The 25,440-nt window shown below is 65.4% G+C and carries 19 protein-coding genes; 11 read left to right on the forward strand and 8 right to left on the reverse strand.

Features of this window, described 5'->3' with window-relative positions:
- Positions 1-144: 144 nt before the first annotated feature.
- Positions 145-2,046, forward strand: a complete 1,902-nt coding sequence (locus Poly30_RS01140) for a right-handed parallel beta-helix repeat-containing protein (protein WP_145194187.1) — start codon at positions 145-147, stop codon at positions 2,044-2,046.
- Positions 2,047-2,151: 105 nt separating this feature from the next.
- On the opposite strand, the gene Poly30_RS01145 is transcribed toward Poly30_RS01140, so the two are convergent.
- Both Poly30_RS01145 and Poly30_RS01150 read right to left on the reverse strand, forming a co-directional pair.
- Positions 2,152-2,787, reverse strand: a complete 636-nt coding sequence (locus Poly30_RS01145; RefSeq protein ID WP_145194188.1) for a hypothetical protein — start codon at positions 2,785-2,787, stop codon at positions 2,152-2,154.
- A 220-nt stretch (positions 2,788-3,007) separates the two neighbouring features.
- Positions 3,008-5,362 (reverse strand): hypothetical protein, encoded by a 2,355-nt coding sequence (locus Poly30_RS01150; protein ID WP_145194189.1) that lies wholly within the window; start codon positions 5,360-5,362, stop codon positions 3,008-3,010.
- Between the two features lie 389 nt (positions 5,363-5,751).
- Between Poly30_RS01150 and Poly30_RS01155 the strand changes: the two genes are divergently transcribed.
- Positions 5,752-6,945 (forward strand): transposase, encoded by a 1,194-nt coding sequence (locus tag Poly30_RS01155; protein ID WP_145194190.1) that lies wholly within the window; start codon positions 5,752-5,754, stop codon positions 6,943-6,945.
- Positions 6,946-7,322: 377 nt separating this feature from the next.
- Here the strand turns inward: Poly30_RS01155 and Poly30_RS01160 are convergent, their stop codons facing one another.
- Positions 7,323-9,944 (reverse strand): sigma-70 family RNA polymerase sigma factor, encoded by a 2,622-nt coding sequence (locus Poly30_RS01160; protein WP_145194191.1) that lies wholly within the window; start codon positions 9,942-9,944, stop codon positions 7,323-7,325.
- Between the two features lie 230 nt (positions 9,945-10,174).
- On the opposite strand from Poly30_RS01160, the gene Poly30_RS01165 reads away from it, so the two are divergent.
- Together Poly30_RS01165 and Poly30_RS01170 are read left to right on the forward strand one after the other, a co-directional pair.
- The gene (locus Poly30_RS01165; RefSeq protein ID WP_145194192.1) at positions 10,175-10,657 is read left to right on the forward strand and encodes a hypothetical protein; all 483 of its coding nucleotides are present in this window, start codon (positions 10,175-10,177) and stop codon (positions 10,655-10,657) included.
- Between the two features lie 617 nt (positions 10,658-11,274).
- A complete protein-coding gene (locus Poly30_RS01170; RefSeq protein ID WP_145194193.1) occupies positions 11,275-11,565 on the forward strand; it encodes a hypothetical protein in 291 nt (96 codons plus the stop codon).
- 624 nt (positions 11,566-12,189) lie between these two features.
- On the opposite strand, the gene Poly30_RS01175 is transcribed toward Poly30_RS01170, so the two are convergent.
- Positions 12,190-13,968, reverse strand: a complete 1,779-nt coding sequence (locus Poly30_RS01175; RefSeq protein ID WP_145194194.1) for a tetratricopeptide repeat protein — start codon at positions 13,966-13,968, stop codon at positions 12,190-12,192.
- Here Poly30_RS01175 and Poly30_RS01180 point away from each other — a divergent pair.
- On the forward strand, positions 13,936-15,165 hold the full coding sequence (locus tag Poly30_RS01180) for a transposase (protein WP_145194195.1): 1,230 nt from the start codon (positions 13,936-13,938) through the stop codon (positions 15,163-15,165). The two genes, Poly30_RS01175 and Poly30_RS01180, sit on opposite strands and share 33 nt — an antisense overlap.
- 256 nt (positions 15,166-15,421) lie before the next feature.
- Here the strand turns inward: Poly30_RS01180 and Poly30_RS01185 are convergent, their stop codons facing one another.
- On the reverse strand, positions 15,422-15,667 hold the full coding sequence (locus Poly30_RS01185) for a rhodanese-like domain-containing protein (RefSeq protein WP_419190807.1): 246 nt from the start codon (positions 15,665-15,667) through the stop codon (positions 15,422-15,424).
- A gap of 9 nt (positions 15,668-15,676) precedes the next feature.
- Positions 15,677-16,816 (reverse strand): TolB family protein, encoded by a 1,140-nt coding sequence (locus Poly30_RS01190; RefSeq protein WP_145194196.1) that lies wholly within the window; start codon positions 16,814-16,816, stop codon positions 15,677-15,679.
- Positions 16,817-16,917: 101 nt separating this feature from the next.
- Here Poly30_RS01190 and Poly30_RS01195 point away from each other — a divergent pair, with 101 nt between their 5' ends.
- Both Poly30_RS01195 and Poly30_RS01200 read left to right on the forward strand, forming a co-directional pair.
- Positions 16,918-18,270, forward strand: coding sequence for a deoxyribodipyrimidine photo-lyase (locus Poly30_RS01195; protein ID WP_145194197.1), 1,353 nt, complete (start codon positions 16,918-16,920; stop codon positions 18,268-18,270).
- Positions 18,271-18,281: 11 nt separating this feature from the next.
- Complete coding sequence (locus tag Poly30_RS01200) at positions 18,282-19,082, forward strand: transposase (protein ID WP_419190808.1); 801 nt, start codon at positions 18,282-18,284, stop codon at positions 19,080-19,082.
- Between the two features lie 345 nt (positions 19,083-19,427).
- Here Poly30_RS01200 and Poly30_RS01205 read toward each other — a convergent pair whose 3' ends face one another.
- The gene (locus tag Poly30_RS01205) at positions 19,428-20,060 is read right to left on the reverse strand and encodes a hypothetical protein (RefSeq protein ID WP_145194199.1); all 633 of its coding nucleotides are present in this window, start codon (positions 20,058-20,060) and stop codon (positions 19,428-19,430) included.
- Positions 20,060-20,428 (reverse strand): helix-turn-helix domain-containing protein, encoded by a 369-nt coding sequence (locus Poly30_RS01210; protein ID WP_145194200.1) that lies wholly within the window; start codon positions 20,426-20,428, stop codon positions 20,060-20,062. The genes Poly30_RS01205 and Poly30_RS01210 overlap by 1 nt, the downstream gene beginning before the upstream one ends.
- Before the next feature lie 284 nt (positions 20,429-20,712).
- Between Poly30_RS01210 and Poly30_RS01215 the strand changes: the two genes are divergently transcribed.
- The 4 genes from Poly30_RS01215 (at position 20,713) to Poly30_RS01230 (ending at position 25,414) form a co-directional block, all read left to right on the forward strand.
- Positions 20,713-22,206, forward strand: a complete 1,494-nt coding sequence (locus Poly30_RS01215) for a phage major capsid protein (RefSeq protein WP_145194201.1) — start codon at positions 20,713-20,715, stop codon at positions 22,204-22,206.
- Positions 22,207-22,238: 32 nt separating this feature from the next.
- Positions 22,239-23,123 (forward strand): transposase, encoded by an 885-nt coding sequence (locus Poly30_RS01220; protein WP_419190809.1) that lies wholly within the window; start codon positions 22,239-22,241, stop codon positions 23,121-23,123.
- Between the two features lie 5 nt (positions 23,124-23,128).
- Entirely contained in the window at positions 23,129-23,314 is a 186-nt protein-coding gene (locus Poly30_RS01225; protein WP_419190810.1) for a hypothetical protein, read from the forward strand.
- 771 nt (positions 23,315-24,085) lie between these two features.
- Positions 24,086-25,414 (forward strand): hypothetical protein, encoded by a 1,329-nt coding sequence (locus Poly30_RS01230; RefSeq protein WP_145194204.1) that lies wholly within the window; start codon positions 24,086-24,088, stop codon positions 25,412-25,414.
- Positions 25,415-25,440: the final 26 nt, after the last annotated feature.

A 25,440-nucleotide genomic window follows, 5' to 3' on the forward strand; every position in this document is an offset into this window, starting at 1 on the left:
CTCCCGACAAAAAATCTGTCCGAGTGACCGTACCTGCCGCGCGAGGCTCCCCCTACAACAGTAGACGGAGAGGTTCCCCTCGCTGGGCCACTCTGCTCAGCTTTCGTCGTTTCCCTGACGCCCCCATACCTACCGAGACTTCCCATGATCTGCCTCGTACTCGCTGCTTGCGTTCAATCCACCTGGATCGTCGATGCCGGAGGTACGGCCCCAGGCGCTGGCACGGCCTCCGACCCCTACACCAGCATCACTTACGCGCTGGAACAGCCCGCCACCGTTTCCGGCGACACCGTGCTCGTTCGCCCTGGCACTTACTCGGACGAGGCCGTCGACTTCCTCGGAAAGAACGTGCTCTTGCGCTCGACAGCAGGGAGTGCGACTACACGCATCGTGGGAGTACCCCTCGGGCCTGATCCCGCGCCGGCCATCAAGATCGCCAGCGGTGAGACAGCCGTACTGGTCGAGGGATTCACCGTCGCGGGCGACGCTGGAGCCAGGGGCTACTGGCCGGTCGCCCCAAACACCGAGGTCGGCGCGGGGATCCTCTGCTCCGGCTCGGTCGTCACGGTGAAGGACGTCGTGCTCACCGGCGGCCAGAACGCGACCGCAGGCGCGGGCATCTTTGCCATCTCCGCAGACCTCACGCTCGATCGGGTCACGCTCACGGCCAACGGACGGGACTCCTACACGCAATCGGGAGGCGGAATCTACGCCGACTCCTCGACCATCGTGTGGCGCAATTCCCTGGTGGTCGATAACGAGGTCGACTTCCGAGGGGCAGGCGGCTACCTGGAGAACTGCAACACTCAATTGAATCGAGTCGTCTTCCGTGACAACGGCGGTTTCTATAGCGCTGGCAATGGCCTCACGATCAGTGGCGGCACCCTGGTCGCAGACAGCTGCAGCTTCACCGGTCACATCAGCGGCGACCCGGGAGGAGCGATCATCGTGGACTCGGCGGCCGACGTGGAACTTCGCTCCTGCGTGTTCAGATGGAACGCGGGAGGTGGCCCCGATCCCTACCCGGGCGGCGCCATTCGCCTGAGCGGCGGCGACCTGCGCATCTTCGACACACTCTTCGAGTCCAACTCGGGGCAATTCGGCGGCGCCATCAGCGCGCTCCAGCCCATGCTGATCGAGGGCTGCACCTTCGTGGACAACATGGCGGCGGGAGCGCAGGAGTATGGCAGCTACGGCGGCGCGATCGCGTGCGTCGCGGGGACCCGGATCGAGCGGAGCGTCTTTGTGGGCAATCGTGCCCAGGACACCTTCAGCGACGGCGGCGGGGCCATCTACGGCGCGGCTGACATCGTTCACTGCACCTTCGTGAACAACGTGGCCAATCCGGGCGACCCGGGCGCCGTCGGCGGCACCGGTTCCATCCTCGAGAACTGCATCGTGCGAGGCCAGCCAGGCTCGATCGGCTCGGCGAGCGCGACCTACAGCAACGTGGAGGGCGGAGCCGCGGGGACCGGGAACTTCGATGCGGACCCGCTGTTCTGGTCGTCGCTGAGCGACGTCCGCCTGCTTCCGGGTTCACCCTGCATTGATTCGGGCGATCCAGCGAGCGCCGTCGATCCCGATGGAACACGCGCCGACGTGGGCGCGTTCGCTTTCGACCCGAACGTCGGCGCTCCGATCGGCATGACCTCTTGCATCGCGAACGTCAACTCCACTGGAGCCAGCGCAGCGCTCGTCGCCCGTGGGTCCACGGTGGCCGCCGACGATCGCGTGACGCTGCACGTGGAGGACTCCCCTGGGGGCGCCCTCGGCTACTTCCTTTCTTCCCAGACACCGGACAGCACGTCTCTCGGCGGCGGAAGTCAGGGACTCCTGTGCCTGGGTGGAAACGTGCTGCGATTCAGCGCGAGCGTCCTGGACGATCGAGGAACGGGTGTCGTGTCGTTTCATCCGCGACTTGGCGCGTTTCCCCAGGGAACGGTCGCCATGGCGGGTGAGACCTGGCTCTTCCAGTACTGGTTCCGTGACGCCAACCCCGGTGCTACGTCCAATACGTCAGGGGCGGTGAGCGTGACGCTGAACTAGGGTTCAGAGCGACAGGCGAGTCCACAACGGCTCTTCTCCGTGGACCCAGGCGTCGTCTGGTCGCTGCCAGAAGACCGCCGGAGGCCGCTCTCGCAGAGAGAGGCCTTAGCCGGCGGTAGCCGACCGCGGGTCCGTGGTCGCGTAGAACTCTTCTGCGACAGCGAGCGCCACGCCAAAGGGCAACACGATCATGGCGGTGTACGACTTGTCCCCGGACGTGATCTTGGTCGGGACCCAGGCGACGCGGCCTTCGGGAATCCGACTGATAACGGCACTCTTCGAGCCGATGGACGCCGACACCCTGAGGTCTTGCACGGACTGCGAGATGCGCAGGTTTCGATCGAGGTCCTGGAACACCCGGTTCCATGATTCGCAAAGCAGGTTGGCCATCTCCTGGAACGTCTCGACGTCGGTCTTCGACAGGCCGGAACGGGCCTTCTCTTCCCTGGCCGACTCGGAGATCATGAGCATCTCGCCGATGATCTCGATCACCATCGCGTTCGGGAACGCGAAGTAGATGTGGCCGAACCCGGCGCTGTTCTTCTCGATCTTCGTCTCGACCACCACATGGTTTGGACCCATGAATCTGTTGATCTCAGCGATGCCGGAAGCGATCACGATGGGTGAGCACTCGGCCTTGGCAGCGAAGCCAGCGAGCATCTCCCAGTCCGTGAACACCTGCTCCATGCCCCTGGGTGCCAGGTCACCGAAGAGGGTCTGGAGCTTGACGAGGGTGATCATCAGTGCGGTCAGTGGAGGGGCGGCGAGCGGTCGCTCCAAGCCGTGGCGAACTCGATCCTCTCTCCCAGCGGCTCGGGACGCGAGCGGACGCACCCGCGTAGGTATCGGGCCTGGATGGCTTCTGACTCAATCATTGCCCGCCCTTTTCTAAGGGAATTCCCCCAGGTGGAGGTCCCGTCCCCTTGGTTCACCAGGCGCGGCCGCAAGGTGCTGCACGGTATCAAAGGAACTGAATCGACACGGCATTCGTGAAGTTCGAGGTCGCTGTCGATCCCGCGGAATCGCGGTGCCAGAGCTGGAAACTCCATGACTGCCCGGAAACGGCGGCCGCGGGCCCTGTCGGCGTGGGCAGCATGGTGGGGTTGAGCACCATCGAGATCTCACCGAACGACCCACTCGACATCACGGAGTTGGAGTAGCGCCCGATGGATCCCCCCAGGCAGAGCACTCCCGCGCTCCCGCCAGGGTTCGCCACGTAGCCGGTGGACCGGCTGGTGAGGAAGTACCCGAAGACATTGGGGGGAAGCGCAGAGGCGATGGCCGTCATCTGCCCGGTGGGCGTTCCCGAACCGTAGAGCGCGATGAAGCCGCGGTCACCGCTGCTATTCGGGTTTCCGTAGCAGTACTGAGCACCCACCGCGGGTCCGTTGGAGTCGAAGTGGATCGCCCCGTCGATCTCGTAGTCGAGGTTGGCCAGGTCGCGGCGTGCCCAGACGACCGCGCTGATCCGACTGTCGAGTCCACCCGATGCGCGCGATGCGATGGCTGGAGCCCCGCGGTAGGCACCCAGCGTGATGCCGACCAGCGAGCGCCTTTCAGAGATCCCGACCGTGTTGCCTTCCACCTGGGTGAAAGAGGTCTCGTACACGTGGTACCCGAAGTTCGTCGGGACGGCCTCGAAGTAGGTGGCCAGGAATGAGTTGGGCGTCGTCGAGAGCTGAACCCTGGCTTGATCCGGGATGATGTTGGCGTGCTCGGTCGTGGTCAGGTTGAACTCTCGGAGCAACCCGGTCCCTCGACAGAGCAGAATGGTGGCGTCGTTGTATCCAAGGCTGTAGTCGTCGAACGTGACAGCGAAGCTCGGGACCTGCCCCATGCAGCGGATCCCATCGGACACATCGATCTCGCACAGTCTCTGACCGACGGCGCCGAGGTAAGCGACGCTCGGACCGTTGAGCACGGCGCCAGACGCCATGACCTGCACGGTCACGATCTCGTCTCGGTCCGTCGCCAGGTTCTCACGACGATAGGCCACGTTCCAGAGATTGACGTTCGAGGGATCGCCCGTCGACTTGGAGACCCTGACCTCTTCGGCGAGCATGTTCACGCCGCCATCCAGGAACACGATACTCCCCAGGGTCCCGTCCGCCGCGACGGTGCGGTAGCGCGGCGCGGACTGCGTCGCGCTGAATCTACGCTCCCACGCGACGAGGAAGACCGAGATGCCAGAGGTCGACGAGTTTCCGCCGACGTCCGGGCGGTAGTTCTGGTAGCTGGCCAACGCATCCCCGATGACGAGGACTGCACCCAGCGCTCCCGTCACTTCATTCAGTGTGCGACCCACGATCTCGGAGAGTCCCGTGAAGGGGTTGATCCTCTGCGCGACCACGAGCGTCGTATTGGTCGCGTTCAAGTTCGCAACACTCGGAGCCGTCCACTCGTCCGTACCGCTCTCGATGTACCCGGCGCTCGCAAAGCCGCCCGTCGAGGTGATCGTGGTCCGATAGATGTCGGTGTCGGTGCCGGAGAACATGTCTTCGTACACGACGGTGAAGCGATCGGTGGTCGAGTCGTAGCTGATATCCGGGTAGTCCTGGTCGCCCGAGCTATTGTCGACCGTGAAGGTGTAGATGATCGGATCCACCACGATCGGGCCTTCTGCGGTGCGCAGGAAGGACGCTGGAACGATCAGGGTCAGTTCGGATCCGCTCCAGTGCATGGGGACATCCGCCCGGCGACCGACACCGTCGAGCACGACGGCTGAACCGTACGTGATCCCGCCGAACTCGCCGCCGAAGCGCAGGCCGAGCTGGTTCTGCACCCCGCGCAACTCACTCGTAACTTCAAGAGTCAGGACGAGGTCTCCGGTCGCACCGGCGGCCTCCACCGCGAAGCTCTGCTCGACGGAGTCCAGCGCCATGTCGTAGATGACATCGACCGGTCCGCGATCGAGCACGAAGCGCGAACCCGCCCGATGGACGACAGCGACGTCGTTCAGGAACAGCGGCTCCTCCGCAAGAGTCGCTGCATTCAGTCGAAACTCGACGGGGAAGTTGCGCGGAGCTGACGGCCCGAGATAGGGAACGTAGGTGAACCCGGACTCCGCGATGCGCGCCTTGTAGCTGCGACCGCGCACCCACATCCCGTCGTCGTGTGGAGTGAAGTGCAGCATCGAACGCGGATCGAGGCACTCGACAGGGAGATCCGAAGGGCTGGTCGCTTGACCGGCAAAGGTCCCGGCTACCCCGGAGGAAACATGGGCGGTCTCCAGCTCCTCGGGGAATGCGCTTGTCGCGCCGAGGAGCGCGCTGAGGAGGAGCGTGAAGACCGAGGAGAGTGGCAGGGGAGGCAGCATGGGGAAGCCGGCGAAGGGGGAAAGAAGGGCAGGAGGAGAGAACGTCCAATGCGACGCTCGTGCCGCTTCACCGCATTCCATCGAGATCACCCGCAGGCCAAATGGGCAAAATCGAGCCCCGCACCACTCAGGGACGGAGCTGGCCCCATGCGGTCTCCTCAACGGCACGGGGAGGCTCCAGCCCGGTGGACCAGAGGGGCGACCTGCCGCCGACTGTTTCGCCTGCGACCCCCACGGGTAGGGGGGAAGTGGGCGACTTCGGGTCTGGCTCGGTATCGGTGTTATGTTCCGCCCGAATATAGCAACAAGTGCAAGGCGACGCAGAGGTTGACCCAGAGGAAGCCGCACCTTCCATTCCTGAATCCCCGGTCCGGCTCGACGTTGGCGCCGTGAATTCGACGCAGCGTTTTGAATCTTCGTTGGGATTAAATGTTCACTTCCACTCCCTCTACCTGGACGGTGTGTACGTCACGCGCAGCGCTTTCGAGTCTCCCGTCTTTCTGCCCGCGGACCCTCTGACGTCGGCGGAGGTCGAGCGTGTGCACGGCGACGCGATCGAGCGCATCCGTCGGGTGCTGAAGCGCTACTCCCTCGACCCGATCGCACTCGGTCTGCCCCTACGCAAAGGCGACGACCCCCCTTGGGAGTACGCGGACGCGGGCGCTGATGAGCAGCCGCTTCTCGACTTTGGCGTCGCGCGTGATGATGCGTACTTTCCGGCCCTGAGGGCTGCCTCGGTGAAGTCACTGGTGCCTTTCGGTCCTGGTGCTGGGCAGCCGCTGAAGCGCCTCATCGACCCTGATCTCGGCCTTGCGTTCCAGTCGTCGGGTTGGGGGAGTCAGTACGTGCCGCCTCCACTGGTGGTGAGCGCTGACGGGTTCTCGTTGCATGCGGCGACGCTGATCCGGAAGGGCCAGCGGGCGCAGCTGGAGAAGCTCTGCCGCTATGTGACGAGGCCCGCCATCAGTCTCGAACGCTTCGAGGTGCGTCCCGATGGGATGGTCTCGTGGCTGCTACGCAAGGCCTGGCGTGATGGGACCAAGGGCTTCGTCATGACGCCGTACCAGTTCATGGCTCGACTGGCGGCGCTCGCGCCGCATCCGCGCGAGCATCAGCTGACGTATCAGGGAGTGCTGGCCCCGGCCTCATCATTGCGTGATCAAGTGGTGCCGCGTCCCGTGGTTCGGAAGGAGCCGAAGGATGTGGACGTCGCCGATGAAGACGGCTCGAAGAGTGCGGGGGAGCCGTCGAAGGACCAGAGGTACATCCGCTGGGCAGATCTTCTGAAGCGGGTGTTTTCGGAAGATGTTCTCAAGCGCCCGCGCTGCCGCGGGCGTCGGCACATGATCTCCGTGATCACGGATCCGGAGACAGCGCGGAAGGTGCTGGAGGGGGGTGAGAGCGGCAGCGAGGAGGTCATCCGATTCGCCCGGTGGGGGAGACCCGTCATCGCCAGGGCCGAGCCGTTCCCCACCGGCAGAGCCCGAGGTCCGAATACCGATGCCGCCTCGGCAGGGGCGGCTGGACTTCGGGAAGTAGGGCGCAGCAAAGCAGCGCGCGGGCTATCGGGCTCGGTGAAATAAGAACAGCCAGCGCCTTGGGGAGGGTGCTGGCTGCAGGTCGTGGTGAAGCGAACCGGTGGTGCCGTTCGGAGAGGGGGAAATCGGGCGATTTCCGCTCACCGAAGAGGCCGATGGCCGCTCGGGCGCTCCCGAGTGGCCGGTGAGGATGGGGGTAGCGGTGAATCGGGCCCCAGGCTACGGCGACTGGCGTGTCGACACACCGCTTGGAGTTCCTATCCGTTGATCCCGTCCTTCCCCCTCGGCCCACATGGGGGGGAAGGCGGCAACGAGCTCATCGCTGGATCGCGACATGGAAGAACTCGACGAGAAGACTGGCGCAGTACCGTACCGCAGTACCGTTCCGCGACCAAAGGTACGGAATACCGGCCCCTCGGACTTCAGAGCTCGATCGCGTTGTCCTCGCCCGCGAGGAGGTGAAGCGGAATGCGCTCCAGTTCGCCCGTCGCTCCCACGAGGACCAGGGTCGAGGTGCTCTGTCTGACGTCCAGTCTAAGGGCGCGGCGGTCCTTCGGGAGCTCGATGTGCTCCGTGTAGCTCTTGTAGGACGGGGTTCGTTGGATCACCCTGGCCGGCTCTCCGGCGTCGGAGAGAAACTCCAGCGCTTCCACGTCCGGGCGCCCCGGGAGAGCCAGGCGCAGACGGCACTCCAGATCGAGTGAGAGCTGGATGAGCCCCACAGCAGAGCCAGCGTCGAGCGGCGCGGTGGCGGCAGTCGCACCGATGCCGTCAGGAGGCAGCACCTGGAGCTCGACGTCACGCCACGGGACGTCCCGGAGCAGGAATTCACCGGCGGCATTCGTCAGAACCGGATCCGTGCACGTCGCGGCGGTGCGCCGATCTAGCGTCATCATGATCTCCGCTCTGACCATCACTCTTGCCTTCGGAACGGGCTGGCCGAAGTGATCGAGCACGACGCCCTTCACCTCGGGGAGAGTTCGATCCGCAGGGAGCCGGATGCGAATCAGTCCATCGCTGGCTCGGACACCCTTCACGTCGTGCACGAAGAGCGTGCGTGGGTCGATGACCCGGAGCCAGTACGGGCGGTCGAGCACGTGGGGGACTCGAAACAGGCCTCGGGCATCGGTCTGGAACGGGTCCAGCCAATCCGCTCCCTGGCGCCAGTGCTCGAACCACGCGAAGGTGTTGCGACCGAGCTGGGTGCCGTCGACCACGTACACGTTCATGCCCTTCAGGGGCGCACCCCCGGCGTCGACGACCTGCCCCAAGAACCCCAGCGTCCGCTCTGGAAAGCGCAATGTGACCGGAGCGGTGACTCCATCCGAGCGTGCTTCCGCCATGGTGGGACCGACTCCCGTGGTGAACCATCCGTCCGCGCGCCGCGCGATTAGCGAAAGCTCGTCTTCGAACGTCCCGGTGAACTCGAACCGGAAGTCACCGCGCGCGTCGCTTCGGGTCTCACGGCCTCCGCACCGCACCAGGACTCCGGGTAGGCCGGCGCCCGCAGCATCCTCGACCCGGCCGTGGATACGATACGATCGCTCCTTCGGATCAGCTGTGCCCGAACGGGCCGGAACGACCACGTCGAAATTCGGTGTATCCAACAGGGGGGGAGGTAGATCCGCGAGGTAGAGACTCCCCTGGATGACCTGGATTCGGAAGTCCGGGTGGGTAGGTGCCCGCTCGATGCGGAAAGCCCCGTCCTGCCGATAGTGGGTGGTCACTCCAGGGACAGAGTGCTCCCGTTTGATCATCCACGGAAATGTGGTGAGCGAGTCGATCGAAGCGCTGAAGCCGACGCGGATCCCCGGGACGGGGTTCCCTTCCGTGTCGAGCACGGTCCCGCTGATCCGGACCGCAGGGGCCACGACGATGAGATGGCGGTCCGCCATGTCGACGGCGATCCCCAGGATCGTCCGGGTCTCATCCTCCAGGGCCCAGGTCTCGTTGAGCTTCTCCTCACTCGGGTACCTGTCGATTTGAATCCAGCCCCCTGGGTCCGAGACGAGGCGGACACGGCGCCACCGCCAGGCGGGTAGCTCCTCGTAAGTGGTCGAGTTGGCGCTGGTCTGCACGCTCTGGCGGCCACGCTGGACCCATTTCAGCTCGACCCCGGGGAGTGACTGCCCTTTGAGGTCGACCACCTGAGCCCGAAAGGTCTGGGGCGCTGGAGCTGACTCGCTGCTGGCGGCTTCGGACCCATCGGGCGTTGCGACAGCATGCGGAACGGCTTGTTCGACGCCTGCCACCCTCGGCACATCCAGTGCGCGCGGGCCGGGAAGCGTGGTGGCTGTCGCCGGCGCTCCTGGATCCACGGCGACCAAGGGAGAGACGGGATCCATCCAGGTCGGGTTGGCTGGAGGCGCGCTGTCGAGCATGGTCCAAACCCCGAGCAGCGCTGCGCCGACCAGAAGGAGGAGCCCGATCCCACGGACGAGGAACCCGCCAGCACCCATCGCGGAGAGTCCGAGCCCGACGCCGTCCCGGCCAGTCAGCGGCAGAAGCGCGACGGCCCACGCGCCTCGGTCGCCGTAGCGGGCTTCGAGCCGGTGCTGCAGCTCGGTCTGACCGCGCGTGATCTGCTTGCGGACCGCCTCCACATTCGTGCCCGTTCGTAGCGCGATCTCGCGGGGTGGCAGGTCCTCGAAATGTCGCAGGGTGATGACCGTGCGGTAGGGTTCGCGCAGCGCGAGCACGGCCTCGGCCACATCGCGAGCCAGCTCGGCGCTCTCCGCGCCCTCACCCGCCGATTGGACGACCTCGGACCGCGCGGACTCGGCCTCCCGCTGGGCGCGGGAGCGTCGGCCGCGCGCCTCGTTCCGCTGCAAGTTTCGCAGCACCACGCGCATCCACGCCATGGGGGATCCACCGAGGGGCTGTTCATTCCGCAATGCCGCGACCACGGCGCTCTGCACCAGGTCGTCCGCGTCCGATGCGTCCTGCACGAGGACGCGCGCCATCGCGCGGACGCGATCCATCTGCTGGAGGATCCCTTCGAGGCCCGTGGTGGGGCTTTCACTGGTAGGGCTGAAGTCGGGCACGTCGGAGGGAGATCGGGGCGAAGCGGGAGCTGGCGGACGGCGACTCTATCCGCCGGTCCAGGGCTCACACCCCGAACAGAAGTTCCGGGACAGCGAATCACCGAGAAACTCCTGAATCGAGCCTCTGGATTCCAACACGGGGCGGTCGCGGGCGTATCCGAGGTATGACCGCGTGCCGCAGTACTCCCGGTTCGTGCTCCTTGGGTTCGCCCATCCGCGCCGTTCCACTGATGCTGCTCTGGCTCTTGTCGTGCGCCGCTTGCTCCGAGGAGGCGCTTTCCCTGGGCGATGAGCCCGCGGCTGCGCTGGCTCCTGCTCGATCGCTCCTGAGCTCTTTCCAGGAGATCGGCGCGCCCGTTGTGCAGGTCTCCTCGGTCGCCGATAGACGGCCGCTCCTCGGCACCCACAGCTGCAACGATGGACTCATGGTGACGTCCTTGATCCTCGACCAGCGGGGGGAGTCTGCCGAGCCCAGCTTCGCCTGGTTCCGTATGGACTCTTACTGCGGTCAGATCGACGAGGCGAATGCGGGCACCTGGGACCTGGTCGATGGTGAGGTGCAGCTCTATCCGTCCGCGCGGGTGGATCCCATCAGGCACAGGACGCTGGCGACGTCCAGGATCCTGCTCGTGGACGGAAAGCTGAAGCTCATCGAGAACAACGGAGCGAGCCAGGCGATGAGCTGGGAGGCTGACACCTATCGGCGTCAGTAGAGAAGCGCCCCGATCAGGGCGCGAAAACGATTGTGATTCCGTCGGTCGTGTTCGATGTCGCGGCGCCGGCGCTTTGGTCGCGGAACCAGAACTGGAAGTGCCCGTGCCCCCGATATCAAACATCGGGCCCACAGGCAGTCCGCCGTAGGGAATGGGCAGCGTGGCTGTACCGACCCGTAGCCGATTCCGCCATTCCTCAGCGCGGTGTTCGCCGACTCCAACGACTTGCGGAAGTGGCTCCGGGTCCGCACCGCCACGTGGAGCATTGCCAGCCAGTCGGAAGATCTCGCACGCGCGTTCGATCATCGCGATCGCCTCGTCTGCGGCAGTACCGCAGTACCGTACCCGACCCAGTTCCGCCAGCTTTCCGAACGAAGTGGAGCCACGCCGAGAGGAGCCTCACCCGGACGAGCATCTGCTGGCGTACCCAGAGGTTGTGAGTGGTGGTTTTTTGCTTGGCTGCCATCCGCCGCAGGCGGGCTGAAATGAATCAACCCGGTCCGCGAAGAGGGCTGGCGCTACACGCCGTCGATCAACCTGATCTTCCGGCTGGTGAAGGGCCGAATGATGCCCCTGACCCTGGCGGGCCTGGACGCGGCGACGACGGAGCTGCGCAAGTGAGCCCGTCGCCTCTCATCGCGGCCCGCGCTTGCATGGCGGCGATGACCCTGGCGGCATCCACGAGCTGCATCCCAGGGCGCTCGACCGAGGTCCATTCACCTCTCGCGAATGCCGAAGAGACCAAGACCTGCCAAGCCGTCACGCGCGCCCAGTTCGAGGCGGCCGCCAAGGGGAGGAGTCACCAGGGCAGCGGGGCACATCTGGTCTTCAACTGCCCGCATTGCGTCGACCCCATGAACGGCCAGGTTCCCGAAGAAGCGCTGATCGATGGCCCGATGCAGGTCTAGAACTGATCGTTATGGCGACACGGGAGCCATCCTGGCCTCGGTGAGTGCCAAGGTAGTTGTCGCGCTTCCCGGTGACTACTCGGCGGGTCTAAAGTGTGCCACTCCCTGGCACGGCTCCGAGCCGCGGGTGTTGTCTCCAGCGAGTTAGTGAGCCTCACCGTCAGGCCGTTGCATCAGGAAAGCGAGCGCGCCGAACAAGATGGCGGCGAATAAGGCGGCTGCGAACCCAACGCCATAGAGCTTCCACCCTGAGAAGTGCTCGCCCGCTGAGTATGCTGTGGCACTACCGCTCCCAGCTGCTGCCATTGCGGCCATGTTCACGGAGCGGGCGAGTCGCGTGCTAGTTGGCGGAGTCATGGGAGGGTCTCCTGGCGCTGGTCGGTGAACCCTCAGCCTAGCAGGCAGTTTGAAAGAGCGCTTTACCCTCGCGCCTTTGTGTGGCTGCCCCAGGATATTTCTCCACCCGCTCTTCGGGTGTGCGGTACCCACCCGTCGTCGCTTCCGCCACTCCTCAGCGCGGTGATCGCCGACTTTAGCGATTTGCGGAAGTGGCACGAGCCCGTAAGGCTTCTACCCGCCATGACATAATGTGTCGGTGCGGTCTGCCTTGGTCCTGACAGCCGTTCAGAATGACTCGAGTTTCGTTCGCGTTCGGACCACCGGCGCGGAGTCCTCCGTCGCCCTGGGCTGGAGTCGATAGCGTCGCAGGGCCTCTGTCAGGTCTGCCCTGGCTCCTTCGAGATCACCCTTCGCGAGACGTAGCATTCCGCGCTGTTCGTAGCTCGCCGGCGGGAATGGATGGGACTCGGGGTAGGCGGCGATCTGTCTGGCGATCACGTCGTCGTAGAGCTCGATCAGCCCTTCATGCTGGCCCGCTCGGTAGCGCGTGCCGGCGAGGTTGCCGATGGCGTGGACGCTGAAGGGGTGATCGGGCTCGTAGACCGCGCTGAAGATCTCGCACGCGCGTTCGCACATTGTGATCGCCTCGTCCGCGTTGCCTCTCGCTTCGAGGAGGCCCGCCATGTTGAGGCTGGCGACTCCCAGGCTTGGGTTGTCGGGGCCGAGGCGGTCTTCGAAGATTGTGTACGCGGCTCGGTACTGCGACTCGCAGCCTTCGAGGTCGCCCTGGTGCTTCAGGATCAGACCGTACGCGTTGCGCGCGGTCGCTTCGTCGAGCGAACCTGGGTCGTTGGTCTTCTCGAAGGCTGCCAGGCTCTTCTCCATCGCCGTGCGCGCTTCGGCCAGGAGGGGAGCGCGGTCGGCCGGTGGGAGGGGTTGGGATTCCTGGACGAGGAGGGTGCCGAGCCAGCCCTGGGTCGCGGCGATGATTTCGGGGCGGGCGTCGTCGCTCTTGTCGAGAGCTCGGGCGGCGGCGCGGAGGGCTTCCTGGACCTCGGCGGTGGTGGGCCGCGGCGCGTTCTCGAACGCGGTGTCGGGGAGGCCGCTCGCGAGGCGCAGGTAGTTCGCGCGCGCGCGGAGGGTTCGCCAGTGGTTGGGGGGCCACTGGGCGGCCATCTCTGCGGCCAGCTTCTCGCGCTCGCGGTAGGAGCTGACGTTGTCGCCCCCGAGTTCGAGCACCCGGGCGTAGGCGCTTCTCGACTCCACGAGTCGTGCGAGCACGGCCTTGCGGCGGTCCTCCTTGCCTTCAGTGGCTTCGGCCCTGGCCAGCTGGTCTTCGAGCGCGGCGACCGACTCGGAGAGGAGGCTGGCGCCCTCGGTGTAGAGTCCGAGCGTGCCGTAGATTCGTCCCAGCACGCGTTGGGCCTCCGCCCGACGTTCGGGCCACTGAAGTAGGCGTTGATCGAGGCTCTTGACGCTGCGGGCGAGGATCTGCTCGACCGCCGGCGTCGGCTTCGCGACGTTCGGGTCGGCGGACTCCAGGACGTCGATCATGAAGTCGGACATGTCCTCGGCGGCGAGGCGGGCGGCGCGCTCCTCCTCGAACGCGCGCGTCATGTCGTCGGCGTGGCGCTTCTGCTGGACCATGATCGCCGCCGGCGCGCCGATCGCCAGGAGTGCGGCTGCGCCTGACACCAGCGCGAGCGTGGGCTGGCGCCTGGCCCAGCAACGCAGGCGGTAGAGCGCTCCGTCGGGCCTCGCCGAGACCGGGCGGCGATCGAGCGCGTTCTGGAGGTCGCTCGCGAACGCCGCGCAGTCGACGTAGCGGCGCGTCGGGTCGGTGGCCATCGCCTTTCGGACGATGGCCTCGACGTCACGCGTGATGGATGGGTTGAGCTTGCGCGGGGAAACGAGCTGGCCTCGCCGGATGAGCTGTTCGGTCGCGGACCGGTTCTCGCCGCGGAAAGGGGGCTGGAGGGTCAGGAGTTCGAAGAGCGTGGCGCCCAGCGCGTAGACCTCGGAGCGCGCGTCATGGGCGCCGGTTTCGAGCTGCTCCGGGGCCATGTAGAGCAGGGTTCCCGGCGTGGAGCCCTCCTGGGTCAGCCGATCGGCCGCTGGGTCGTCGGCATCGTCGCGGTCCAGCTGGGATTAAATGTTCACTTCCACTCCCTCTACCTGGACGGTGTGTACGTCACGCGCAGCGCTTTCGAGTCTCCCGTCTTTCTGCCCGCGGACCCTCTGACGTCGGCGGAGGTCGAGCGTGTGCACGGCGACGCGATCGAGCGCATCCGTCGGGTGCTGAAGCGCTACTCCCTCGACCCGATCGCACTCGGTCTGCCACTACGCAAAGGCGACGACCCCCCTTGGGAGTACGCGGACGCGAGCGCTGATGAGCAGCCGCTTCTCGACTTTGGCGTCGCGCGTGATGATGCGTACTTTCCGGCCCTGAAGGCTGCCTCGGTGAAGTCACTGGTGCCTTTCGGTCCTGGTGCTGGGCAGCCGCTGAAGCGCCTCATCGACCCTGATCTCGGCCTTGCGTTCCAGTCGTCGGGTTGGGGGAGTCAGTACGTGCCGCCTCCACTGGTGGTGAATGCTGACGGGTTCTCGTTGCATGCGGCGACGCTGATCCGGAAGGGTCAGCGGGCGCAACTGGAGAAGCTCTGCCGCTATGTGACGAGGCCCGCCATCAGCCTCGAGCGCTTCGATGTCCGTCCCGATGGGATGGTCTCGTGGCTGCTGCGCAAGGCCTGGCGTGATGGGACCAAGGGCTTCGTCATGACGCCGTACCAGTTCATGGCTCGACTGGCGGCGCTCGCGCCGCATCCGCGCGAGCATCAGCTGACGTATCAGGGAGTGCTGGCCCCGGCCTCATCATTGCGTGATCTGGTGGTGCCGCGTCCCGTGGTTCGGAAGGAGCCGAAGGATGTGGACGTCGCCGATGAAGACGGCTCGAAGAGTGCGGGGGAGCCGTCGAAGGACCAGAGGTACATCCGCTGGGCAGATCTTCTGAAGCGGGTGTTTTCGGAAGATGTTCTCAAGCGCCCGCGCTGCCGCGGGCGCAGGCACATGATCTCCGTGATCACAGATCCGGAGACAGCGCGGAAGGTGCTGGAGGGGGTGAGAGCGGCAGCGAGGAGGTCATCCGATTCGCCCGGTGGGGGAGACCCGTCATCGCCAGGGCCGAGCCGTTCCCCACCGGCAGAGCCCGAGGTCCGAATACCGATGCCGCCTCGGCAGGGGCGGCCGGACTTCGGGAAGTAGGGCGCAGCAAAGCAGCGCGCGGGCTATCGGGCTCGGTGAAATAAGAACAGCCAGCGCCTTGGGAAGGGTGCTGGCTGCAGGTCGTGGTGAAGCGATCCAGCGGTGCCGTTCGGAGAGGGGGAAATCGGGCGAGTTCCGCTCACCGAAGAGGCCGATGGCCGCTCGGGCGCTCCCGAGTGGCCGGTGAGGATGGGGGTAGCGGTGAATCGGGCCCCAGGCTACGGCGACTGGCGTGTCGACACACCGCTTGGAGTTCCTATCCGTCGCGCCCTTCCTGGAACGCCGCCTCCGGGCTGAACTGCTTGTAGAGAAGGCCCACGAACGACCGGGTCTGGTCCTCGAAGAGCGGCACATTGACCGCACCGGGAAGGTGGTCGACGGCGAATTCAGACGGTGCGCGCAGGTCAATCACGACCGCCCCTGGGCGGCCCATGAGGTCCCGGACGCCCTCGAAGGGCGCAAAAGGGACCTCGGCAGAGATCTGGCTGGGCGGAGTCGACACCCGCGAACTCTAACGTCCGCGCGATCGGCGGGTGGGCTCGTTCGCGAAGTACCCGGGTTCGCGGTAGGGGGAACCGCCGCTCACGGCGTCCGGGAACTCGAAATGGAACCAGTCCTCCTGGGTCGCGATGCCGCCAGATCGGAGGTACATGAAGTTCGTGTGGGCGAAGTCCGAGTCGTCGTAACTGCCACCGGCCGTCAGATAAGCGAGGCCTGTTCCGTCGCGGTTCACCCTCGCGATTCGAAATGCCGTGGGCGCTCCGAATACGAACCGGTGAAAGTAGAGAACGTCGCCGTTGTAGCTCCACTGCGGAAGCGTGTTGATCTGGCCGTCTTCCAGGATCGTTCGGACCGTGACGCCGTTGGCGGTCACGCCGCGAAGCGCCCAGCGCCCGACACCGTTGAACGTCGGATCGATGTCGGTCTCGAAGGCGATCTCCGTGCCGTCGGGGGACCAGTACGGATCGTGATCACGAAAGCTGTCGGTCGTGAGTCGCAGCTCGTTCGAGCCATCGGCGTCCATGGTGTGGATCTCGAGGTTCGTCACGTCGATGCCGTTGTAGCCGTCGGGAAACGCCGAGCAGACGATCTTAGTTCCATCGGGCGACCACGAAGGGTCGAGGTAGAACGAGGTCCGCGTGGAGATCCTGGTCGCGTTGGCGCCGAGCGCGTCGGTCACGAAAATGTGCCAGCGATTGCCATCGGGCATCGACTGGGCCGCCATCACGATCTGGGTCCCATCAGGCGACCAGTCAGCCACACCCTGGGTGCTCCAGCCATTGGCCCCCTCCGCGATCCGCTCCGTGAGCTGACCCGTCCCGCGGGCCAGCATCCACAGCGACGCGAACCCGTAGTTGTTGTTGCCCGATCCTGTCGGCGGACGGTCGGCCACGTCGCTTCGATAGAAGAGGAGCGTGCTCGAGTCCGGGGACGCGCGCGGCCACCAGGAATCCACCAGGGGATCGTTCGTGAGCTGCTCGCTCACCCCGTCAGTGCTCAGGTAGATCTCGAAGTTCCCGGTCCGGTTGGAGCAGTAGTAGAAGGTAAAGGGCGTCGGCGAGGGATCGTAGGGCACGTCGGAATCGGAAGAACAGCTCGGGGAGAGAGCTGCCGCCGAGGCGAGCAAGATGCGAGGAATCAAGTAGCGCATGCGGTCATTGTCGGCCAAGCGCACTGAACTCTGGTCCTCGCATCACACGAAATCCTGACGAGGCCCGCGTCCGAACCGACAATCGCCACGAACGTCCCCTCATGAACGAGAATGGCTCCGGCCCGGTCGCGGTGTGGTTCAGGCAGGACCTGCGAGTCTCGGACCATCCTGCCCTCCTGGCGGCTGCGGCAGAGGCGCGACGGGCCGAGACGTCCCTCGTCGGCGTCTACTGCTTCGACGAGCGGGAGTTCGGGTGGACGCCGCGGCTCGGATGCCCACGCACGGGTGCGTTCCGTGCACGGTTTCTCCTGGAAGCGCTGGACGAGCTGAGGGCGAGCCTCCGACGGCTCGGGTCGGATCTGATCGTCCGACGCGGATCGCCGGCTCGCCTGCTAGTCGAGCTCGCGCGCGCCAACGGCTGGAGCGCGCTCCACCTGCACGGGCTCGTGGGGACCGAGGAACACCTCGTCGAGGCCAGCGTGAAGCTCGGCCTGGAGGAGATCGGCGTGACTCTGCAGGAGCACCACGATCGGACCCTGCACGACGCGTATCCCTTCCCGCTGGAGGAAGTACCCGAGGTCTTCTCCTCCTTCCGGAAGATCGTCGAGCGCGAGGGCACCATCGCCAAACCGCTAGAAGCGCCCGCTCGCTTACCAGGGAGACCCACACTCGACCCGGAGCCCATCCCGACCCTCGCCGACCTGGGACTCGAGGATCCCACCGACGACCCGCGGGCCGTCATGCGCTTCCGAGGTGGCGAGTCCGCCGGCCAATCCCGACTCAAGGCTTTCGTCGACGGCGGGCACCTCGCCACCTACAAGGAGACCCGCAACGGCCTCGTCGCGCTGAACGACTCCTCGAAGCTCTCGCCGTGGCTGGCGCTCGGTTGCGTCTCGTGCCGAATGGTCCAGGCCGCCGTCGCCGCCTATGAGGAGAGCGAGGGCGCGAACGAGTCCACGTACTGGATGACGTTCGAGCTGCTCTGGCGCGACTACTTCCAGCTAATCGTCCAGAAGCACGGCGCCGCCGTCTTCCAGAGCGGTGGGATTCAGCGCTTCCCTGTTCGATGGAAGCACGATGAGGCCGCGTTATCCCCGGTCCGGCTCGACGTTGGCGCCGTGAATTCGACGCAGCGTTTTGAATCTCCGTTGGGATTAAATGTTCACTTCCACTCCCTCTACCTGGACGGTGTGTACGTCACGCGCAGCGCTTTCGAGTCTCCCGTCTTTCTGCCCGCGGACCCTCTGACGTCGGCGGAGGTCGAGCGTGTACACGGTGACGCGATCGAGCGCATCCGGCGGGTGCTGAAGCGCTACTCCCTCGACCCGATCGCACTCGGTCTGCCACTACGCAAAGGCGACGAACCCCTTGGGAGTACGCGGACGCGGGCGCTGATGAGCAGCCGCTCCTCGATTTTGGCGACGCGCGTGATGATGCGTTCTTTCCGGCCCTGAAGGCTGCTTCGGTGAAGTCACTGGTGCCTTTCGGTCCTGGTGCTGGGCAGCCGCTGAAGCGCCTCATCGACCCTGATCTTGCCAGGGCGTTCCAGTCGTCGGGTTGGGGGAGTCAGTACGTGCCGCCTCCACTGGTGGTGAATGCTGACGGGTTCTCGTTGCATGCGGCGACGCTGATCCGGAAGGGTCAGCGGGCGCAACTGGAGAAGCTCTGCCGCTATGTGACGAGGCCCGCCATCAGCCTCGAGCGCTTCGAGGTGCGTCCTGATGGGATGGTCTCATGGCTGCTACGCAAGGCCTGGCGTGATGGGACCAAAGGCTTCGTCATGACGCCGTACCAGTTCATGGCTCGACTGGCGGCGCTCGCGCCGCATCCGCGCGAGCATCAGCTGACGTATCAGGGAGTGCTGGCCCCGGCCTCATCATTGCGTGATCAAGTGGTGCCGCGTCCCGTGGTTCGGAAGGAGCCGAAGGATGTGGACGTCGCCGATGAAGACGGCTCGAAGAGTGCGGGGGAGCCGTCGAAGGACCAGAGGTACATCCGCTGGGCAGATCTTCTGAAGCGGGTGTTTTCGGAAGATGTTCTCAAGCGCCCGCGCTGCCGCGGGCGTCGGCACATGATCTCCGTGATCACAGATCCGGAGACAGCGCGGAAGGTGCTGGAGGGGGTGAGAGCGGCAGCGAGGAGGTCATCCGATTCGCCCGGTGGGGGAGACCCGTCATCGCCAGGGCCGAGCCGTTCCCCACCGGCAGAGCCCGAGGTCCGAATACCGATGCCGCCTCGGCAGGGGCGGCTGGACTTCGGGAAGTAGGGCGCAGCAAAGCAGCGCGCGGGCTATCGGGCTCGGTGAAATAAGAACAGCCAGCGCCTTGGGGAGGGTGCTGGCTGCAGGTCGTGGTGAAGCGAACCGGTGGTGCCGTTCGGAGAGGGGGAAATCGGGCGATTTCCGCTCACCGAAGAGGCCGATGGCCGCTCGGGCGCTCCCGAGTGGCCGGTGAGGATGGGGGTAGCGGTGAATCGGGCCCCAGGCTACGGCGACTGGCGTGTCGACACACCGCTTGGAGTTCCTATCCGTAGTCGAGTCGGATCCGGCCCAAGCTAAGGTGTGGAGGATGCCCGATGGTCAACCAGTCGAATCCGCTTCCGTCAAGCAGCTCTAAAGGTCAACGCCGGCCGGCAGTATCCTTTCCCTCCTCAGGCGCTTGAGGACCACCTGGTCTGAGACCTGGAAGACATCGTCGGCAAGGTGCTTCGCAACGTGACCCCAGATCGTGGCGAGAGCCTCGTCGGGGTCCCTGTTTGCGTTCCTGAATCCTTGTGCAGCACGCTCAAAGGCGAGATCGGCGGAACGAACCAAGTGCTTCGTAGGGACCAGAACGAGTCCCGCGAAGTCATACGCCTCAAACTTCGAGTCTTCGCGCACTCGATCCGGAAGCTTCTCGTGCCATTCTTGGTACTCGTCAAGGTTTCGTGCGACGCAGGATCTGAGCAGGTCAATCTGGAGGTGCCAACGAGCCACTTCGTATGCCAGCGTGAAGCGGAATCGATTCTCCCGATTCTCAGCGATGAACTGGTCCACGTAGATTGTGTCGCAGGCCATCGAGAGATACCCGTTGGCCTCACTACCCATCGCGTCCTTCAAGCCTGGGATCGGCGCGATGTCCAAGTTCAGCTTCAACTCGACGATCTCCTCGATTGGGATCGGGGGCGCCCCATGCGGATGGTGTTGCGCAAGAAAGCTCGTCGCCGCGACTCGCAGCTCGTCGTAGGTACGGCGTCGATAGTTCATCACTTGTCGCGAAGGAACTCTGCAAGAGCTTCAAGCTCTTCCCGCGAAGGCGTCTCACCTCTTGCTGTGCGAAAGAGCACCGGCAGCTTACTCATGAGCTGTTCGTCCGATACCAGGTCCTGAGGCAACCGCCCTGATCCGATTGCCGCTGCATCGCAAAACGCCGTTCTCTCTGCAGATCCCTGAGGAAGCCCCACTGCGGTAGCGAGCTGGTCCAGGCGGTCTGCCTGTGTGGGCGGTGGGATGACGCCCCTCTCAAGCCGGGAGAGGTAGCCGGGGTCTAGCTGGCAAGATTCCGCAAAGGCTCGGAGCGTCAGCCCGAGGCTCTTGCGATTCTCTCGGAGAAGTTGTCCAAAGGTCTGGTTCATGGGTGGTTCATCGGCAGGGGCGGGATGTGGCCTGTTGACAATTATGTACAACGGCTTTGGTCCATTCTCAATCCCATTCCTGAGTTAGTGAAATGTTCGGGTCTCTCTTTGAGCCTGATGAAGGGGGCAGCGGGCTGAATGCAAATCCTGTCGCTCCCCGCGGAGGGAGGAATATGGTCGCTGGCATGGCTCTAGCAGGGTCCCGGCATGTGGTGCTGCCCTGGCGGATCGTCTTTGCTTCACCTCGGACCGCGGGCCTCACGGAGGGGCGGGCGGTTTGAGAGATGAGTGAAGCAATCGTCAAAGATCGGGTCGACGTCGCATCCATCGAGATGCGCGTCGTCCCGGCCTCCTACAACGAGGTCGACCGCACGTTCGAGATCGTCTTCTCGACCGGGGCGGCCGTGCGCCGGTACAGCTGGCGCTTCGGGGGCTACTACGACGAGCTCCTCTCCCTCGACCCTGCACACGTTCGTCTCGAGCGCCTGAACACCGGCCGCGCTCCGTTCCTGCAGGACCACGACTCCTGGACCGTCGAGAAGGTCATCGGCTCCATCGTCGCCGGATCCGTCCGCGTCGAGGACGGGAAGATGATTGGCCGCGTACAGATGCACCAGACCGAGCGTGCTCTCGAGCTCACCGAGCGCATGGCCCGCGGCGAGCTCTGCAGCGTTTCCCTCGGCTACCAGACCTACGAGCACCTCCTGGTCGAGCGCGACGGCGAGATCGATCAGCGGACGGCGACCGACTGGGAGCCCTACGAGCTCTCCCTGGTGTCCATCCCGGCGGACAACGACTCGCACACCCGAAACCAACCGAGGGGCGCGGAGTGCGTCGTTCGGACCAACACCGAAACCATCATGAGTGGCACGACTGGAACCAAGGTGAAGGCGCCCAAGGCGACCACCTCTAAGCGGAAGACCGACGAGGGCTCCGAGCCCGAAGGCAGCCACGGCGACGACGGCACGACCCCTGAGGCGGGGGAGACCCGGAACCAGCCGGAGCCTTCTACGTCTCGGGAGGAGGCGGCGGCGAAGGCAGCCGGAGCCCGTGAGGAGCGCGCCCGGGCTTCCGAGATCCGCATGCACGTCAAGCGCGCCGGCCTGAAGGAGTCGGTCGCGGAGCGGCTCATCAAGGAGGGCAAGAGCGTCCTCGAGGCGCGCGAGGCCATCATCGACGAGTGGTTCGACGAGAACCGCGGTGAGGAGATCCACTCCACCGTTGGCGTCGAGACCGAGGAGCGGGACAAGGTCAAGGGGGCCATGGCGCGGGCCCTTCTGAACCGCCACGACCCGCGCAGGTACAAACTCGAGGAGGGCGACGACGCCCGCCAGTTCGGCGGCGACTCGCTCCTCGATCTCGGCGTGCGCTACGTCAGCCGCATCGGCGAGAAGCTGCCCGAAGTGGGGAACAAGATGGTCCGCGCCGGGCTCATCCTTGGCCAGCGCATCGGCGGGATGCACGTCTCGAGCGACTTCTCCCACATCCTGGCGAATGTCGCGGGCCGCACCCTGCAGGACAGCTACCGCGAGGCCCCGCGGGCGTTCGAGCCGCTGGTTCGGATGCGCGCGGTCGCGGACTTCAAGCCCGTCAGCGTGACGAAGCTCGGGCCGGCCTCCGACCTCGACGAGGTCAAGGAGGGCGCGGAGTACTCCCGCGCGACGATCGACGACACGGGCGACACCTACAAGCTGCTCAAGTACGGCAAGGTCATCGCGATCAGCCGCGAGGCGATCATCAACGACGACCTCGACGCGTTCAGCCGCATCTGGGATTAAATGTTCACTTCCACTCCCTCTACCTGGACGGTGTGTACGTCACGCGCAGCGCTTTCGAGTCTCCCGTCTTTCTGCCCGCGGACCCTCTGACGTCGGCGGAGGTCGAGCGTGTGCACGGCGACGCGATCGAGCGCATCCGTCGGGTGCTGAAGCGCTACTCCCTCGACCCGATCGCACTCGGTCTGCCACTACGCAAAGGCGACGACCCCCCTTGGGAGTACGCGGACGCGGGCGCTGATGAGCAGCCGCTCCTCGATTTTGGCGACGCGCGTGATGATGCGTTCTTTCCGGCCCTGAAGGCTGCTTCGGTGAAGTCGCTGGTGCCCTTCGGCCCGGGTGCTGGGCAGCCGCTGAAGCGCCTCATCGACCCTGATCTCGGCCTTGCGTTCCAGTCGTCGGGTTGGGGGAGTCAGTACGTGCCGCCTCCACTGGTGGTGAATGCTGACGGGTTCTCGTTGCATGCGGCGACGCTGATCCGGAAGGGTCAGCGGGCGCAACTGGAGAAGCTCTGCCGCTATGTGACGAGGCCCGCCATCAGCCTCGAGCGCTTCGAGGTGCGTCCTGATGGGATGGTCTCATGGCTGCTACGCAAGGCCTGGCGTGATGGGACCAAAGGCTTCGTCATGACGCCGTACCAGTTCATGGCTCGACTGGCGGCGCTCGCGCCGCATCCGCGCGAGCATCAGCTGACGTATCAGGGAGTGCTGGCCCCGGCCTCATCATTGCGTGATCAAGTGGTGCCGCGTCCCGTGGTTCGGAAGGAGCCGAAGGATGTGGACGTCGCCGATGAAGACGGCTCGAAGAGTGCGGGGGAGCCGTCGAAGGACCAGAGGACCATCCGCTGGGCAGATCTTCTGAAGCGGGTGTTTTCGGAAGATGTTCTCAAGCGCCGCGCTGCCGCGGGCGTCGGCACATGATCTCCGTGATCACAGATCCGGAGACAGCGCGGAAGGTGCTGGAGGGGGTGAGAGCGGCAGCGAGGAGGTCATCCGATTCGCCCGGTGGGGGAGACCCGTCATCGCCAGGGCCGAGCCGTTCCCCACCGGCAGAGCCCGAGGTCCGAATACCGATGCCGCCTCGGCAGGGGCGGCTGGACTTCGGGAAGTAGGGCGCAGCAAAGCAGCGCGCGGGCTATCGGGCTCGGTGAAATAAGAACAGCCAGCGCCTTGGGGAGGGTGCTGGCTGCAGGTCGTGGTGAAGCGAACCGGTGGTGCCGTTCGGAGAGGGGGAAATCGGGCGATTTCCGCTCACCGAAGAGGCCGATGGCCGCTCGGGCGCTCCCGAGTGGCCGGTGAGGATGGGGGTAGCGGTGAATCGGGCCCCAGGCTACGGCGACTGGCGTGTCGACACACCGCTTGGAGTTCCTATCCGTTTGCGCCAGGGGAGTTGCGATCAGTAGGAGGCAGATCGGTTGCATGGGTTGTCAAGGGATAGGAGTTGGGGGCATGCCGTGCGAATGCATCTTCGCGATTAGCCCCTCGATAATTGGGCGCGGCGAGAGCCGCGTACCCGTCACCAGTGGAGATGTCAGTGGAGACAAACGTCACCGTATGACGATCGCATCGGATTGAGCTATTCCTTGAACGGCGTACTCGCTCGCGGCGAAGAGCGCACGATCAGCCCATCCTCTCGCCGGAACGCTTCGCACTTGATCCCGTCTTTCCTTCGTGAGGGAGGCGCGGCGCCCTGCACCCCTCGCGCAGCGGAGACATCATCCGTCGATAGGATCAGTTCAGAGATCGAGGTTGGGCACAAAAAGAAGGTCCACGACCGTAGAGTAGGGCGTGCTTCCAATGCCCTGGAGCGCGACCCGCACTGGCGAGCGCTCCCGTGGTCGGCACGCCCAGCTCGCTCCACTTCTCCTGAGAGGCCCGCGGCCATGTCCCCCTACGCAGTCATTCTCTGCTCCACGATCGCCCTTGCGGCGGGAGCGGCACCGGTTCACGGCCAGGTGTCCGCACGGCCCATCGATCCCGAACTGTGGGATCCAGCCGGGCAGTGGCACAGGGTCGGGCCCCCCCTTGAAACCGCGGGCAGGACGATGACCCCGAAGATCGAGATCTTCGGGACGACCCCCTTCCTCACTTTCCAAGACGCCGGGCTCGAGTGTCGCGGCAGCGCCGCCGTCCTGGCTCCCTCGGGCCTGGAGTGGGTCTACCTCGGCGGCCCAGGGCAGTGCAGCGACCACCAGGATTGGTGGGCTCACCTGGCGGTGGGTCCGAACCAGACCCTCTACCGCGCCAGCTACGAGTACGGCCTCAATCCCATCGATGGTGGCAACGGACTCAACCTTCGCCAGTTCCTGCCCGGCGCGAATCTCTGGACCCGCTTGGGAACTCTTCCACTCAGCCCTGGCCAATCGCACATTCCCGACGTCGAGGTCGACTCCCACGGGCATGTGCTCATCAGCTACCAGGACGGCCCAGACGGCGGGACCCCGGTCCCGGGCGACGTCACGGTCCAGTGCGTGGACGCCATCACGGGCGAGCCCAGATACCTCGGGCCGGCGGGATTCAGCCGCGATCTCGTCCCGGAGAATGGACTGCGCGCGTGGACGACGAGTCTGGAGATCTCTTCGACCGACGAGGTTTGGGCGGCGTGGGAACAGATCCTCGAAGTGGACGACAAGGAGGTCTCACGCGCCGCAGTGGCTCGCTTCGATGCGACCAGCGAGACCTGGGCCCTCGTCGACTCGGTAGGACTGGGCGTGGAGGTCTGGGGCGCAGGGATGAACCTGAGGCTCGACCGCGCAGACCGTCCATACCTGGCGACGTTCAGCTACGCCCAGGACTCACGCGGCATCGGAACGATGGGTGTCCACGTCTTTCGCCTCGATGACTCTGGCCAGAGGTTCGAGCAGGTCGGGCCACCCTGCGGCGTCGAGGACCACGTGATGGTGAGCGACGAAGCTGGCTACCGCGAGATCTGCGCCTTCGAGCTGGACGAGAACGACACCCCCTACGTGGCCTACCGCGCGGGAGCGCACGGCAAGAAAGCCTGCGTTCGCCGCTACGACGCCGACCTGAACGACTGGGTCCCCGTAGGCGTCCTGGGCTTCTCCCCCGGCGAGGGCGTGCAGGCCGAGGACGACTACATCAGCCTCGCCATCAGCGGCGGCGTACCTTTCGTCGCCTTCAGGCACGGCTGCAGCTCGGCGGATGCCTGCGATCCCCCGGTCAGTTCCCTTGAGGTCTGGGCGTTCTTCTGAGATGCCTGTCGCGATTGGCTGATTCC

Origin of the sequence: Saltatorellus ferox (genome assembly GCA_007751475.1) — a bacterium.
GTDB lineage: Bacteria > Planctomycetota > UBA1135 > UBA1135.